This is a genomic window from Anaeromyxobacter sp. SG17, assembly GCF_022690695.1.
Classification (GTDB): Bacteria; Myxococcota; Myxococcia; order Myxococcales; family Anaeromyxobacteraceae; genus Anaeromyxobacter; species Anaeromyxobacter soli.
Genome location: NZ_JALCYX010000002.1, coordinates 139,903 through 153,904, shown reverse-complemented (window position 1 = coordinate 153,904; position 14,002 = coordinate 139,903). Strand labels below are relative to the sequence as shown.

The 14,002-nt window shown below is 74.5% G+C and carries 10 protein-coding genes; 3 read left to right on the top strand and 7 right to left on the bottom strand.

Going from position 1 to position 14,002, the window contains the following annotated elements:
• The first annotated feature begins 69 nt into the window (after nucleotides 1-69).
• The 3 genes from MNY60_RS01760 to MNY60_RS01750 are packed head-to-tail and all read left to right on the top strand — an operon-like array spanning nucleotide 70 to nucleotide 5,033.
• Nucleotides 70-1,677, top strand: coding sequence for a carboxyl transferase domain-containing protein (locus MNY60_RS01760; protein ID WP_242359923.1), 1,608 nt, complete (start codon nucleotides 70-72; stop codon nucleotides 1,675-1,677).
• Between the two features lie 17 nt (nucleotides 1,678-1,694).
• The gene (locus MNY60_RS01755; RefSeq protein ID WP_242359922.1) at nucleotides 1,695-3,698 is read left to right on the top strand and encodes an acetyl-CoA carboxylase biotin carboxylase subunit; all 2,004 of its coding nucleotides are present in this window, start codon (nucleotides 1,695-1,697) and stop codon (nucleotides 3,696-3,698) included.
• A 42-nt stretch (nucleotides 3,699-3,740) separates the two neighbouring features.
• Entirely contained in the window at nucleotides 3,741-5,033 is a 1,293-nt protein-coding gene (locus MNY60_RS01750; RefSeq protein WP_242359921.1) for an acetyl-CoA hydrolase/transferase family protein, read from the top strand.
• 6 nt (nucleotides 5,034-5,039) lie between these two features.
• Here the strand turns inward: MNY60_RS01750 and MNY60_RS01745 are convergent, their stop codons facing one another.
• The 7 genes from MNY60_RS01745 to MNY60_RS01715 form a co-directional block, all read right to left on the bottom strand.
• On the bottom strand, nucleotides 5,040-7,058 hold the full coding sequence (locus MNY60_RS01745; protein WP_242359920.1) for a PAS domain-containing protein: 2,019 nt from the start codon (nucleotides 7,056-7,058) through the stop codon (nucleotides 5,040-5,042).
• Nucleotides 7,059-7,177: 119 nt separating this feature from the next.
• Nucleotides 7,178-9,556: an alpha-amylase family glycosyl hydrolase gene (locus tag MNY60_RS01740; protein ID WP_242359919.1), complete on the bottom strand. Its 2,379-nt coding sequence runs from the start codon at nucleotides 9,554-9,556 to the stop codon at nucleotides 7,178-7,180.
• Between the two features lie 151 nt (nucleotides 9,557-9,707).
• Nucleotides 9,708-10,457 carry a hypothetical protein gene (locus MNY60_RS01735; protein ID WP_242359918.1) on the bottom strand — a complete coding sequence of 250 codons (750 nt, stop codon included), beginning with the start codon at nucleotides 10,455-10,457 and terminating at the stop codon, nucleotides 9,708-9,710.
• A gap of 111 nt (nucleotides 10,458-10,568) precedes the next feature.
• Nucleotides 10,569-11,024: a MarR family winged helix-turn-helix transcriptional regulator gene (locus MNY60_RS01730; protein WP_242359917.1), complete on the bottom strand. Its 456-nt coding sequence runs from the start codon at nucleotides 11,022-11,024 to the stop codon at nucleotides 10,569-10,571.
• Nucleotides 11,021-11,404 carry an RtcB family protein gene (locus tag MNY60_RS01725; RefSeq protein WP_242359916.1) on the bottom strand — a complete coding sequence of 128 codons (384 nt, stop codon included), beginning with the start codon at nucleotides 11,402-11,404 and terminating at the stop codon, nucleotides 11,021-11,023. The genes MNY60_RS01730 and MNY60_RS01725 overlap by 4 nt, the downstream gene beginning before the upstream one ends.
• A 90-nt stretch (nucleotides 11,405-11,494) precedes the next feature.
• Nucleotides 11,495-13,105 carry a chaperonin GroEL gene (gene groL / locus MNY60_RS01720; protein ID WP_242359915.1) on the bottom strand — a complete coding sequence of 537 codons (1,611 nt, stop codon included), beginning with the start codon at nucleotides 13,103-13,105 and terminating at the stop codon, nucleotides 11,495-11,497.
• Nucleotides 13,102-13,806: a hypothetical protein gene (locus MNY60_RS01715; RefSeq protein WP_242359914.1), complete on the bottom strand. Its 705-nt coding sequence runs from the start codon at nucleotides 13,804-13,806 to the stop codon at nucleotides 13,102-13,104. The genes groL and MNY60_RS01715 overlap by 4 nt, the downstream gene beginning before the upstream one ends.
• Nucleotides 13,807-14,002: the final 196 nt, after the last annotated feature.

Genomic DNA, 14,002 nt, shown 5'->3' with positions numbered 1-14,002 from the left:
GCGCCTCCGGGGCGGGGGCCCGGCCCCCGTCGGGGCACCGGCGCGCAACACCATCGGGAGACGGTTCGCATGAGCGTGCTCGAGAGCGCGGTGGATCCGAGGTCCGCGGAGTTCCGGCGCAACGCCGAGGCGATGCGCGGGCTCGTGGCCGACCTGCGCGAGAAGGTCGCGGCGGTCGAGCAGGGCGGCGGCGAGCGGGCGCGCGCGCGCCATGTGGAGCGCGGCAAGCTCCTGCCGCGCGAGCGGATCCGCCAGCTCCTCGACGTCGGCTCCCCCTTCCTCGAGCTGTCGCAGCTCGCGGCCTTTGGGATGTACGGCGGCGAGGTCGCCTCGGCGGGGATCATCGCCGGCGTCGGGCGGGTGAGCGGGCGCGAGTGCGTGGTGGTCGCGAACGACGCCACCGTGAAGGGCGGCACCTACTACCCCGTCACCGTGAAGAAGCACCTCCGCGCGCAGGAGATCGCCCGCGAGAACCGGCTGCCCTGCGTGTACCTCGTGGACTCCGGCGGCGCGAACCTCCCGCAGCAGGACGAGGTGTTCCCGGATCGCGACCACTTCGGGCGCATCTTCTACAACCAGGCGAACCTGTCGGCGGCGGGGATCCCGCAGATCGCGGTGGTGATGGGCTCGTGCACGGCGGGCGGCGCGTACGTGCCGGCCATGTCCGACGAGAGCGTCATCGTGCGCAAGCAGGGGACCATCTTCCTCGCCGGGCCGCCGCTCGTGAAGGCGGCCACCGGCGAGGTGGTGAGCGCGGAGGAGCTCGGGGGCGCCGACGTCCACTGCCGCACCTCCGGCGTCACCGACCACTACGCGATGGACGACGCGCACGCGCTGCGCATCGCCCGCGGGATCGTCGGGAACCTGAACCTCGTGAAGCGCCCCGGGCTCGCGCTGCGTCGCCCGGCGGAGCCGCGCCACGATCCGGAGGAGCTCTACGGGGTGGTCCCCACCGACACCCGCAAGCCCTACGACGTCCGCGAGGTGATCGCGCGCATCGTGGACGGCTCCGAGCTCGACGAGTTCAAGCGGCTCTACGGGACGACGCTCGTCTGCGGGTTCGCCCACGTCTTCGGCTACCCGGTGGGCGTCGTCGCGAACAACGGGATCCTGTTCTCCGAGTCGGCCCTGAAGGGCGCACACTTCATCGAGCTGTGCGCGCAGCGGGGCGTGCCCCTCGTGTTCCTGCAGAACATCTCGGGCTTCATGGTGGGCAGCAAGTACGAGGCGGGCGGCATCGCCAAGGACGGCGCCAAGATGGTGACCGCCGTCGCGTGCGCCCGGGTGCCGAAGTTCACCGTGCTCATCGGCGGCAGCTTCGGCGCCGGCAACTACGGGATGTGCGGGCGCGCGTACTCCCCGCGCTTCCTGTGGAGCTGGCCGAACGCGCGCATCTCGGTGATGGGCGGGGAGCAGGCGGCGAGCGTCCTCGCCCAGGTGAAGCGCGACGCGCTGGAGGCGCGCGGCGAGCGGTGGAGCGCGGAGGAGGAGGAGGCGTTCAAGGCCCCCATCCGCGAGCAGTACGAGACGCAGGGGCACCCCTACTACGCGAGCGCCCGGCTCTGGGACGACGGGATCATCGATCCGGCCGAGACCCGCACCGTCCTCGGGCTCGGCCTCTCCACCGCGCTGAACGCGCCCGTCGAGGCGACCACGTTCGGCGTCTTCCGGATGTGACCTCGGAGACCCACGGCATGTTCGAGAAGATCCTGGTGGCCAACCGCGGGGAGATCGCCTGCCGCGTGATGCGCACGGCCCGGCGGCTCAGCGTGCGGACCGTCGCCGTCTACTCCGACGCCGACGCGCGGGCGCTGCACGTCGCGATGGCCGACGAGGCGTACCGCATCGGCCCGGCGCCGGCGCGCGAGAGCTACCTCGACGCCGCCGCCATCCTGGACGCGGCGCGGAGGAGCGGCGCGCGCGCGATCCACCCCGGCTACGGCTTCCTCTCCGAGAACGCCGACTTCGCGGAGGCGTGCGCCGCCGCGGGCCTCACCTTCATCGGCCCGTCGGCGGCGGCCATCCGCGCCATGGGCTCGAAGAGCGCCGCCAAGAAGATCATGGGAGAGGCGGGCGTCCCGCTCGTCCCGGGCTACCACGGCGACGACCAGCGCCCCGAGACGCTCGCCGCGCAGGCGGAGCGCATCGGCTACCCGGTGCTCGTCAAGGCGACCGCGGGGGGCGGCGGGAAGGGCATGCGCGCGGTGGCGGGGCCCGGCGAGCTCGAGGCCGCGCTCGCGGGCGCGCGGCGCGAGGCGCTCGCGGCGTTCGGCGACGACCGCGTCCTCCTCGAGCGCTACCTCGCGAAGCCGCGCCACGTCGAGATCCAGGTGTTCGGCGACACGCTCGGCGCCGTCGTGCACCTGTTCGAGCGCGACTGCTCCATCCAGCGCCGCCACCAGAAGGTGCTCGAGGAGGCGCCGGCGCCGGGGCTCGGCGCGGGCCTGCGCGAGCGGATGGGCAGGGCGGCCGTCACGGCCGCGCGCGCGATCGGCTACGTCGGCGCGGGCACGGTCGAGTTCCTCCTCGACGAGGACGGCCAGTTCTACTTCATGGAGATGAACACCCGCCTGCAGGTGGAGCACCCGGTCACCGAGCTCGTCACCGCCCAGGACCTCGTCGAGTGGCAGCTCCGCGTCGCGGCCGGCGAGCCGCTCCCGTGCACGCAGGAGGACCTCGTCACCGCCGGCCACGCCATCGAGGCGCGCGTCTACGCGGAGGACCCGGCGCGCGACTTCCTCCCCGCCACCGGGACCCTCACGCACCTGCGCGCGCCCGCCGAGAACGCCCACGTCCGCGTCGAGACGGGCGTCCGGCAGGGGGACGTGGTCAGCGTCCACTACGATCCGATGATCGCGAAGCTCGTGGTCTGGGACGTCGACCGGCCCGCGGCCCTGCGCCGGCTCCGCGCCGCGCTCGCCGAGTACCAGATCGTCGGCGTGGCGACGAACCTCGCGTTCCTGTCCGCCGTGGCCGCGCACCCGGCGTACGCCGCGGCGGACCTCGACACCCGCTTCGTCGAGCGGCACCGCGCCGGGCTCGTGGCGGAGGCGGCGCCGGTGCCCGACACCGTGCTCGCGCTCGCCGCGCTCGACGTGCTCCTCGCGCGGAGCGAGGAGGCGGCGGCGGCGGCGCGCGAGTCGCACGATCCCCACTCGCCGTGGCACCGGACCGACGGGTGGCGGCTCAACGCCGACGCCCACCACGTGCTCACCTTCGACGACGGCGAGCGGCGCGCCCGGGTCGTCGCGCACTACCGGCCCGGCGGCCACCTCCTCGAGCTCCCCGGCGGCACGATCCTCGCGCGCGCCGAGCGGGACCCGGCGGGCGACCTCCTCGCGGACCTCGGCGGCGCGCGGACGCGCGCGACCGTCGTCCGGGGCGGCGACGCGATCACGATCCTGACCCCCGGCCACGCGCACCGGCTCGGCCTCTTCGACCCGGGCGCCGCGGCGGCGGACCGCGACGCGGACGCGGGGCGGCTCACCGCCCCGATGCCGGGGAAGATCGTGGCGGTGATGGTGGAGCCGGGCGCGGAGGTGAAGAAGGGCGCGCCGCTCGTGGTGCTCGAGGCGATGAAGATGGAGCACACCATCACCTCCCCGCGCGACGGCAAGGTGGCGGAGCTGCACTACGGCGTGGGGGCGATCGTGGAGGAGGGCGCGCAGCTCCTCGCGCTCGAGGTCCACGAGGCCTGACGGGGTCCTCGCGCCGGCGCACCCGGCCCGGAGGGAGAGCGAATGGCGAGCGCGGAGGAGCTGTACCGGCAGAGGCGCTGCACGCCCGAGGAGGCGGCCGCGATCGTGCGGTCCGGCGATCAGCTCGTCCTGCCGATCTGCGCGGCGGAGCCGACGCTGTTCGTGAAGGCGCTCGGCGCGCGCAGGCACGAGCTCTCGGGCGTCGTGGTGCACCAGCAGCACACCCTCACCGGCGCGTACCTCGACCGGGAGTCGGCGCCGCACGTGAGGCTCTGCTCCTGGTTCACGAGCGCCGCCTCGCGGACGGCGGTGCAGGAGGGCTGGGCGGACTTCGTCCCGAACCACTTCCACGAGGTGCCGCGGCTCCTCCGCGAGCACTGGCCGGTGGACGTGGTCGGGACGGTCGTCTCGCCGATGGACGAGGACGGCTTCTTCACCTGCGGCCTCTCCGTGGCCTACACGATGGCGGCGCTCGGCAAGGCGAGGGCGGTCGTGGTGCAGGTGAACCCCGCAGCGCCGCGCACCCGCGGGGACTGCCGCATCCACGTGTCCCAGGTGGACCGCATCATCGAGTGCGAGGACCCGCTCTTCGAGCTCGCGCCCGCGCCGGTGACCGAGGTGGAGCGGGCCATCGGCGGCTGCATCGCCGAGCTCATCGAGGACGGCTCCACGCTCCAGCTCGGGATCGGCGGGATCCCGAACGCGGTCTGCGCCGCCCTCACCGGCAAGCGGGGCCTCGGGATCCACACCGAGATGCTCACCGACGGCGTGGTGGACCTCGTGCGCTGCGGGGCCGTGGACAACTCGCGCAAGACCACGCACCCGGGGACGTCGGTCGCGACGTTCGCGCTCGGGACGCGCCGGCTCTACGACTTCATGCACGAGAACCCGGCCGTCGAGATGCACCCGGTCGACCACACGAACGATCCTCGGGAGATCGGCCGGAACGACCGCGTGGTGGCGATCAACTCCACCCTCGAGGTGGATCTCCTCGGCCAGTGCTGCTCGGAGGCGATCGGCCCCGCGCAGTGGAGCGGGAGCGGCGGGCAGGTGGACTTCGTGCGGGGCGCGAACCTGTCGCGCGGCGGCAAGAGCTTCATCGCGGCGCCGTCCACCGCGAGGAAGGGGACCGTGTCGCGCATCGTGGCGACGCTCGAGCCCGGCGCGGTGGTCACCACCGGCAAGAACGACGTGGACCACGTGGTGACCGAGTACGGGGTGGCGCGGCTGCGCGGGCGGACGGCGCGGGAGCGGGCGCTCGCGCTCATCGCCATCGCCCACCCGGACTTCCGGCGCGAGCTCACCCTCGCCGCGCGGCGCCTGAACCGGATCTGAGCCTCGTCACGAGGCCTCGAGCAGCGCCTCGAGGCGCTCGAGCGGCGGCGGCTTCGGCAGGTGGGCGTCGAAGCCCGCCTCCCGGGCCTTCTCCAGATCCTCTCGCTGCGCGTAGCCGCTCAGGGCGACGAGGCGCGTGCGGCGCAGCCGCTCGTCCGCGCGCAGGGCGCGCGCGACGTCGAACCCGCTCATGTCCGGCAGGCCGATGTCGCACAGGACCACGTCCGGCCGCAGCTCGCCGGCGAGCGCGATCCCGGTCCGTCCGTCGCGCGCGAGCGCGACCCGGTGGCCCGAGAGCTCGAGCAGGTCCGCGAGCGACTGCCCGGCGTCGAGGTTGTCCTCGACGATGAGCACGCTCCGGCCCGTGGGCGCGTCGCGCTCCCGCGCGGGGCCCGCCTCCGCCTCGGGGGTCGGCGCGAGCGGCAGGGTGACGACGAGCTCCGCGCCACGGCCGGGGCCCTCGCTGCGTGCGTGCGCCGTGCCGCCGTGCAGCTCGGCGAGCCCGCGCACCAGCGCGAGCCCCAGCCCGAGCCCGCCGCGCGTGCGCGCGAGGCTGCGCTCCGCCTGCGCGAAGGGCTCGAACATGCGCTCGAGCTCGCCGGCCTCCATCCCGACGCCGTCGTCGCGCACCCGGAGCTCCGCCTGGCCCCGCGCCACGCCGGTGTGGACGGTGACGGTGCCGCCCTCGGGCGTGAACTTCGCCGCGTTCTGGAGCAGGTTCCCCACGATCTGCGAGAGGCGGGTCGGATCCCCGTCCACCCAGATGGCGCCGGGCACCGTGTCGAGGTGCAGCGCGATGCCGCGGGCGTCGAAGATGGCGCGGTGGTCGTCACACGTGCGGCGCGCGACGTCGCGCAGGTCGAGGCGGCGCGGCTGGAGCTGGATCTTCCCCCGCGTGACGCGGGTCACGTCGAGCAGGTCGTCCACGAGGCGGGTGAGGTGCTCCGTCTGGCGATGGATGACCTCCCGCGCGCGCGCGGCCTGGGGGCTGTCCGGCGCGGCGCGGGCGAGGAGCTGGATGCTGCTCAGGATCGGCGCGAGGGGGTTGCGCAGCTCGTGGGAGAGGACGCTGATGAACTCGTCCTTGCGGCGGTCCGCCTCGCGCAGCCGGTCGTTCGCCTCGCGCAGCGCGTCCCCGACCCGCTTGCGTTCGGTGATGTCGCGCGAGATGCCGAGCAGGCCGATGACGTTGCCGTCGGCGTCGCGGTAGGGCGTCTTGCGGGAGAGCCAGACGCGCGGGCGGCCCTCGGAATCGGGGACGTGCTCCTCGACCTCGGCCGGCGCTCCGGTCGCCATGATGCGCCCGTCGGTCTCCATGATCTGCCGGGCGACCGCGGGATCTGCGAGGAACTCGAGGTCCGTCTTGCCGAGGAGCTCGGCGGCGGGCTTGCCGACGAGCGCGACGGCGCCGGGGTTCGCGAAGCGCATCCGCCCGTCGCGGTCCTTCGCGAAGATGACGTCGCCCGAGGTGTCGCTGATCGCGCGCAGCAGGGTCGTGCTCTCGCGCAGCCGCTCCTCGGTGCGCTTGCGCTCGGTCACGTCGGAGAAGAAGACGGCGAAGTACCCCGGCTTCGGCCGGTACGCCGTCGCCTCGTACCAGCGGTCGAGATCCGCGAAGTGCCGCTCGTAGTGGACCGGCGCTCCGGTCCGGGCGACGTTCCCGAGGAGCTCGATCCAGCCGGCGGGGTCCTCGCGCAGGCCGGGCAGGACCTCCGTGATGCGGCGCCCGAGCACCGCGTCGCGGGACAGGCCGGTCTGGGTCTCGAACGCGAGGTTCGCCTCCTCGTGGACGTAGTCGACCGGGCGATCGCCGTCGAAGATCACGCGGCAGAGCGTGAACCCGCTCGTCATGTGCTGGAACAGCTCGCGGTACTTCGCCTCGCTCTCCCGCAGCGCCTGCTCCGCCCGCGTCAGCTCGTCGACCGTTCGCTCCAGCTCCTCGGTGCGGGCGCGGGCGCGATCCTCCTCCGCGCCCGGCTCGCGCGGGATGGACGGGATCGATCGAGGGCTCGGGTGCTCGGGCATGCAGGCTCCAGCCGGACGGCGTGCCCGGCGATCCCGCTTCCTTTACCGGGGCGGCCGGGTTCTTCAACGTCTCGCGCATCCGTCGTGCCCGGGCGGCCGGTCCGCCGCCCCGCGCTCCGTCAGCGCGCCTCCAGCACGACGAGCCCGCAGGCGGGGAGGACGACCTCCAGCACGCCGGAGGAGGATCGCCGCGGCGAGGCGCCGTCTCCGACGCCGGCGCCGCCGTAGACCGCGGCGTCGCTGTTGAGGATCACGTGCCACTCCGCGTCGGGGAGGCCGGCGCTCTCGAGCAGGTACCCCGCCGCGAAGGGACGGTTCGCGAGGCTCGCGACGACGAGCAGCTCGGCGTCCCCGCGGAGGAACGCGATCACGCGGTTCGCCTCGTGGCGGTGCACCGTCGTGAGCCGGCGCGAGCGCAGCGCCGGCCGGCCGAGCCTGAGGCGGATGAGCTCCTGGTACCAGCGGAAGAGCCGTGCGCCGAGGCCGCGGCGCAGGCCGAGGAGGTCCTCCCGGTGCTCGAGGAAGTCGTCGTGGCGGTAGGGGTTCGCCGCCCCCACCTCCTCGCCCATGAGGAACATCGGCGTCCCCGGCGAGAGCAGCGAGAGCCCCGCGACGACCCGGCAGCGCGCCTCGGCGAAGTCGCGCGTCGCGCCGGCGAGGGGCGCACCCTGCACCGCGAGGACGATCGTGCGGGCGGAGCCGGAGGAGTTCCCCGCCTCGTCGTGGGACTCGTGGTAGACGACCTTGCGGTCCGCCGCGCCGTGCAGCGCGCCGTCGAAGCGGTCGATCCCGAGCGGACGGTCGTCGCCGTATCCCGCCTCGGCGAGGAGCGCGGCCCAGCCGCCCTCGGCGCGCGGTCCGGCGAGGTGGTGGAAGAAGTCCACGTACCAGGCGGCGTCGAAGCCGAGGCCTCCCTCGTCGAGCGGCCGGGTCACCTCGGCCCAGCCGGTGTGATCCTCGGCGACGAGCATCACGGAAGGGCGGATGAGGCGCAGGGTCCGCGACCACTCGCGGAGCATCTTCGCGCCGTAAACGTTGGCGCGCGGCACGGGGGCGCCGCCCGGCTCGTTCAGGCGGTTGTCGCGGTGGATGGCGTCGAGGAGGTCCACCCGGAAGCCGTCCATGTGGAACTCGTCCACGAGCATGGCGGCGCTCGAGGCGAACAGCCGGCGCACCTGCTCCTCGCAGTAGCGCGGCGCCCACCCGGAGGAGCCGTTGTTCACGTAGCCGCCCTCGGGCCGCGAGTGCTCCCCGGGCACGCCCTCGTACCAGTAGTAGAGGTTCCGCTCCGGCGCGGCCGAGTCCACCTGCCACTCGGCCCGCGCGGCGTTCAGGTCCCAGTGGTTGTAGACGACGTCCTGGATGACGGCGACGCCGCGGCGGTGACAGGCGCGCACGAACCGCATGAGGGCGTCGCGCCCGCCGGCGGTGACCTCGATGGCGAGGTGGTGCGAGTTGCCGTAGCCCCACGCGGCGTCGCCGCTGAACTCCGCCATCGGCAGGAGCTCGACCGCGTTCACGCCGAGGGGGACGAGGTGCGCGTCGAGCAGCGCCTCAGCGTCCTCGAGGTTCCCGGCGTCGGGACGGCCGACGCCGAGCGCGCCCACGTGGAGCTCGTAGATGACGAGGTCCTCGAGCCGGGAGGGCACCGGACGCGCGGGGTCGTACTCGTCGCACCAGAAGTCAGCGCAGCCGATGAACGCCTCTTCGCCGCGCCTGGGCGCCGGCACCGTCTCCGGGTCCACCACCGCCGAGCAGCTCACCGCCCCGTCGAGCCCGGCGGCCGTGCCGCCGTAGATGCTGCCCCGCGGGTCGAAGCTTCCCTGGCCCACCTGCCAGCGCGAGTAGAGGTCCGTGCGGTAGGACACCGACCCGTCGTCGCGCGTCACCCGGAACACGTAGGGCGTGAACTCGCAGCGGCCGTACTCGAGGAGCGCGGGGTCGCCGGCGCGGGTCTCCCAGATTCCCCCGCCGGCGGGCGCGAGCGGCAGCGGCGGCAGCGGGGCGCTCCCCGCGCCGTCGTCGGAGACGTAGCCGTTCGTCCCGTCGCCGAGCACCACCTCCACGGCGCGGGCGTTCGGCGCCCACAGGGCGAAGCGCAGCGCGCGAGCGCCGCCCTCGCGGGGGATCGGGTTCGCGCCCAGGCTGCGGCCGAGGGCGAGGTGGTAGCGCTCCACCTGACCGCCCTCCCGCAGCGTGAACGACCGCACGGTCCGGCGCGAGAGCGAGTCGTCCTCCTCCGTCGCGACGAGGCACCGGCGGCCCCAGGGACCGTCCCCGAGGACGTCCCACTCGAAGCGCTTGCCGACCTCGGTCGCAGGGAAGGACACCGTCGCCTCGAATCCCGGGCAGCCGTCCTCGCAGGTGGCCTCGGCCATCGGCCGCTCGCTCCACGCGCCGCCGGCGCGCCCGAGCGCGTCCCAGCTCCCGCGCAGTAGCGCGTTCGCGAAGCGCGACCTCAGGAGGCCGCTCGAGTACACGAAGCGTACGTCCGGCATACGGAGCGTCTACGCGCGCCACCGGCGTGCGTCGAGGGCCCGCGCGGACGCGCACGAAAGGCGCAGGAGGCGCCGGCTCGCCGGGCGAGCGCGGGCCTCCGCCCGCGGCGGCCGGCGGGGGGGTCCCGGGACGGCCGCCGCGGGGCGGGCCTCACCGCGCGAGCGCGGGCGTGGCCTCGCGAGCGGTGCCAGCGCGCTCGGCGCGCGCGCGTCCCCTGGCCCGAAGGCCGAGCAGCGAGACGGCGTGCAGGAGCACGAACAGCGGCACGCCGAACGTGGGGACGAGGGAGAGGGGGAGCTCCGCCATGGCGGCCGACGAGGGGCCGCTCGTGAAGACCTGGATCGAGCTCGGGGCGGAGAGCGCGCCCGCGCCGACCGCCACCACGAGGTCGAGGAGCCCGGCGACGTTCCAGGCGACCGCGAGGCGCGGCGCGTGGCGCCTGCCCGTCGCGAGCGCGTACGCGACGAGGGGCGCGGCGGCGCCGACCGCCACGTCGCCGAGGCCCGCCGGGAGCGCGAACGCGCCGGGGAGCCCACCGCGCGCGTACAGCACCAGGAAGACGAAGCCGACGAGGCGCAGCGACTGGATCCCGACCACCCAGGCCTGCGGGATCGCGAGCGCCCGCGCGCGCGCCGTGCGTGACACGAGGAGGGCGAGGCCGCCGGCGAGGATGGGTGCGGCGACGGCGAGGCCGATCCGCGGCGGGCGATCCGGCGCGCCGGCGAACGCCCCCGTCGCCGCGAGGATAGCCACCAGGGAGAGCCAGGCCCCGAGGAGCACCCCCGCCGCCGCCGCGCCACGTCCGGCGTACCGGCGGAGGGCGAGGACCACGAAGGCGATGAGGAGGACGTCCACGCCGATGACGATCGGCCACACGAACCCGGGAACGAGCGCTGCCATGTGAACCTCCCGCGAGCCGACAGCTCGCGTTGTACGTACAACCTGGCGCCCGAGACCACCGCCACCCCGGGCCGGGCGCCCTGGCCAGGGGAGAACGCGAGCGCGGGGCCTCTACCCCGCGAAGCGTGGATGGAGCCTCACGGTCACCGCGGCGAGCGCCTCGGCGCCGCGATCGCCGAGGAGCGCACGCGCCTCCCGCTGCGCCTTTCGCCAGAGGGGGAGGGCGGCCTCGAGCGTCCGGGCGCCGGCGGCCGTGAGCGAGAGGCGCTGCGTCCGGCCGTCGGAGGGCGGCTCGACGCGGACCCAGCCCAGCGCCTGCAGCCGGGCCAGCTCCCGGCTGACGGTGGACTTCTCGAGCTGCAGCGCCCGACCCACCACCGTGGGCGTCGCCCGCTCGCCCGCCCGCGCGATGGCGACGAGGAGCGTGAGCTGGGTGCGGCGCAGGCCGAGCGGGCGCAGGGCGCGCTCGTAGATCGAGGCGAGGCGGCGGTCGAGGAAGCGGGCGCGGCTCGCCAGGCACTCGGCGGCGATCTCCTCGGAGGCGCGGGCGGCGGGGGTCCGGCTCATGAGAGGTTGTATAAGCAACCTCCGCGCAACTCGCAACGGGAGTGGACCCGACCCGGGGCGCCGCCAAGCGCCGCGTGCAGGGACACGTCCTCCGCAAGGAGCTGCTCGCGCGCGGGATCGTGGCGCTCGATCTTGGCGGTGTTGTGGGCCACGTCGTAGCCGAGCCGCAGCTCCGCCGCGGAGTCGCCGCGCAGCACGCGACGGAACACCTCGCGGGCGCGATGGCCGATCACCTCCCGGTTGCAGAAGGCGAAGTTCACCGCGGCGCACATCGCGCCGAAGTAGCGGCGTCCCTCGGGCGACGAGAGGGGGACGCACGCGAGCTGCCGATCGGGCACGCTGATCCCGTAACGGTGCCGCGCCGTGTCCGTCACCTTCACTCGCACCTCGCTGCGCGCGTCAGACATCGAGGAAGACCGTGGCGGAGAGCCCGCCGTTTCGCTCGACGATGGATCTCTTCCGGTGTCACGTCACACCTCGGGCGCCGCCGCCTCGGGCTTCGCCGGCGGCACCTCGGCCAGCGTCGCCTGCGTGAGGAGCAGCACGCTCGCGACGGACACGGCGTTCTCGAGCGCCACGCGGACGACCTTGGTCGGGTCCACGATGCCCGCCTCGACGAGGTCCACGTACGTGCCGCGCGCGGCGTCGAAGCCGAAGCTCCCGGAGCCGAGGCGCATGCGCTCGACCACGAGCGCCCCCTCGACGTCGGAGTTCATGGCGATCTGGCGGGTCGGGACGGAGAGCGCGTGCGCGAGGATCTCGAGCCCGGTGCGCTCGTCGCCCTGGCAGGACGCCTCCTCCTTCTGGACCGCGTCGATGGCGCGCAGGAGCGCGAGGCCGGCGCCCGGCACGATCCCCTCCGCGACCGCCGCCTTGGTCGCGTTGATGGCGTCCTCGAAGGCCTCCTTGCGGCTCTTCAGCTCGGCCTCGGTGGGCGCTCCGACGTGGATGACCGCCACGCCGCCGGCGAGCTTCCCGAGCCGCTCCTGGAGCTTCTCGCGGTCGTAGTCGCTCTTCGCCTCGCGGATCTGGCGGCGGAGCTGCTCGGTGCGCGCCATGATGGCGGCCTTCTCGCCCGCGCCGCCGATGAGGGTGGTGGTCTCGCGCGCGACGACGACGCGGCGGGCGCTCCCGAGGTCCGGGAAGGCGAGGTGCTCGAGCCTGACGCCCAGCTCCTCCGACGCGACGCGCGCGCCGGTGAGGATGGCGAGGTCCTGCAGGAGGTCCTTGCGGCGATCGCCGAAGCCGGGCGCCTTCACCGCGGCGCACAGGAGAGCGCCCCGCATCTTGTTCACCACCAGCGTCGCGAGCGCCTCGCCGTCGACGTCCTCGGCCACGATGAGGACGGGGCGCCCCGCCTTCACCACCTCCTCGAGGAGCGGGATGAGATCCTTCATGAGGCTCAGGCGCCGGTCCGTGAGCAGCACGAGCGCGTTCTCGAACACGCACTCCATGCGGTCCGGGTCGGTCACGAAGTAGGGGGACAGGTAGCCGCGGTCGAACTGCAGCCCCTCCACCACCTCGAGCGTGGTCTCGATGCCCTTCGCCTCCTCCACGGAGATGACGCCGTCCCCGCCGACGCGCTCGACCGCCTCGGCGACGAGCTCTCCCATCGCCGCGTCGTTGTGCGCGGAGATGGTCGCGACCTGCGCCTTCTCCCGGCGCGTGGTCACCGGGCGCGACAGCGCCTTCAGGCACGCGACCGCCACCTGCACGCCGCGATCGAGGCCGTGCTTCAGCTCGATGGCGCTCGCGCCCGCCTCCACGTTCCGAACCCCCTCGGCGAAGATGGCGTGCGCGAGGAGGGTCGCGGTCGTCGTTCCGTCGCCGACCGCCTGTCCCGTGCGCTCGGCCGCCTCGCGGATCATCCGCACGCCGAGGTTCTCGGTGGGGTCCTCGATCTCGAGCTCCTTCGCGATCGTCACCCCGTCGTTGCAGACGATGGGCTCGCCCCAGCGCCGGTCGATGAGGACGCACTTCGACTTCGGGCCCAGGGTCACGCGCACGGCGTTCGCGAGGAGCGTGGCGCCACGGAGCACGCCGTCGCGCGCGATCGCGTCGAACAGGATCTGCTTCTTCATGGTCCGAGCTTAGGCCTCCACGGAGGAGGCGCGGCGCGTGAGACCGGGGGCCCGCGTTGGCGTGAGCGCCGGGGTAGCGGGTTCGTCGAGCCCTGACGGTCGCTCGCGAGGCGAGCGGGGTGGCACGGGAGAGGAGGCGCAAATCCGCCCGGTTGAGGGAGGTGCGCGCCCCGGCTCGGCAGCGGGGACGACGCCGCCGCGATCGCCCGCACCACCGTCCTCGCGGCCCGATCGCCCGTGAGCACGCGCGCGCGCACGAGTCGGTGGGCGAGCCGCTCCACGGCGGCCCAGACGCGGGGATCCTCGAGCTGCCGCTCCGCGCTCGCGCGCATCCGGCGCAGGAAGGCGTGCCTCGCCGCGCCACCGGAATGGAGCTGCGCCGCGAATCGCAGCGCGACGCGCCGGTCTTCCTCGGCGCCTGGCGCGAACAGCGGGAATGGCAGGCCGGACCTCAGGTCGACGGAGAGGTAGCCGCGCTCGAGGGCCGCCCGGTCCTGGGCCACGCTGCCGGCGAGCGCCACCGCGCCGGCCGCGCGCGCCACGCGCTTCGCGGCGCCGGCCGAGCCGCCGCGGCGCGGCGCGCTGAAGAAGAACTCGCACGCGCCCCCGATCCGCCCGCGACGCGAGACGGTGAGCCGCGTCACCCCGAAGCCCCGGAGCATCGCGATAACGGCGTGGCCGGCCTCGTGATAGGCGCGCATCTCGAGCGGCTCGAGTGGCTTCGTGCGTTTCCGTCGCCTCGCCAAGGGCGTGTCCCGGATGGTCGCGAGCGAAGCGTACGCCGCCCCGCTCCGCGCGGCTGCGGGACTCGAAGTGACGATTCGGGGACGGCGGGCGCCTGCACGGCAGGGTAGGGGGCGTCTCCCTCGAGCCCACGCTGCGCGCCGCCGGACGACC

Coding starts and splice junctions, on each gene's coding strand:
- MNY60_RS01745 (WP_242359920.1), bottom strand. CDS start 7,058: ATGCCCGAGCACCCGAGCCCTCGATCGATCCCGTCCATCCCGCGCGAG.
- MNY60_RS01730 (WP_242359917.1), bottom strand. CDS start 11,024: ATGAGCCGGACCCCCGCCGCCCGCGCCTCCGAGGAGATCGCCGCCGAG.
- MNY60_RS01735 (WP_242359918.1), bottom strand. CDS start 10,457: ATGGCAGCGCTCGTTCCCGGGTTCGTGTGGCCGATCGTCATCGGCGTG.
- MNY60_RS01755 (WP_242359922.1), top strand. CDS start 1,695: ATGTTCGAGAAGATCCTGGTGGCCAACCGCGGGGAGATCGCCTGCCGC.
- groL (WP_242359915.1), bottom strand. CDS start 13,105: ATGAAGAAGCAGATCCTGTTCGACGCGATCGCGCGCGACGGCGTGCTC.
- MNY60_RS01750 (WP_242359921.1), top strand. CDS start 3,741: ATGGCGAGCGCGGAGGAGCTGTACCGGCAGAGGCGCTGCACGCCCGAG.
- MNY60_RS01760 (WP_242359923.1), top strand. CDS start 70: ATGAGCGTGCTCGAGAGCGCGGTGGATCCGAGGTCCGCGGAGTTCCGG.
- MNY60_RS01740 (WP_242359919.1), bottom strand. CDS start 9,556: ATGCCGGACGTACGCTTCGTGTACTCGAGCGGCCTCCTGAGGTCGCGC.
- MNY60_RS01715 (WP_242359914.1), bottom strand. CDS start 13,806: ATGCGCGCCTATCACGAGGCCGGCCACGCCGTTATCGCGATGCTCCGG.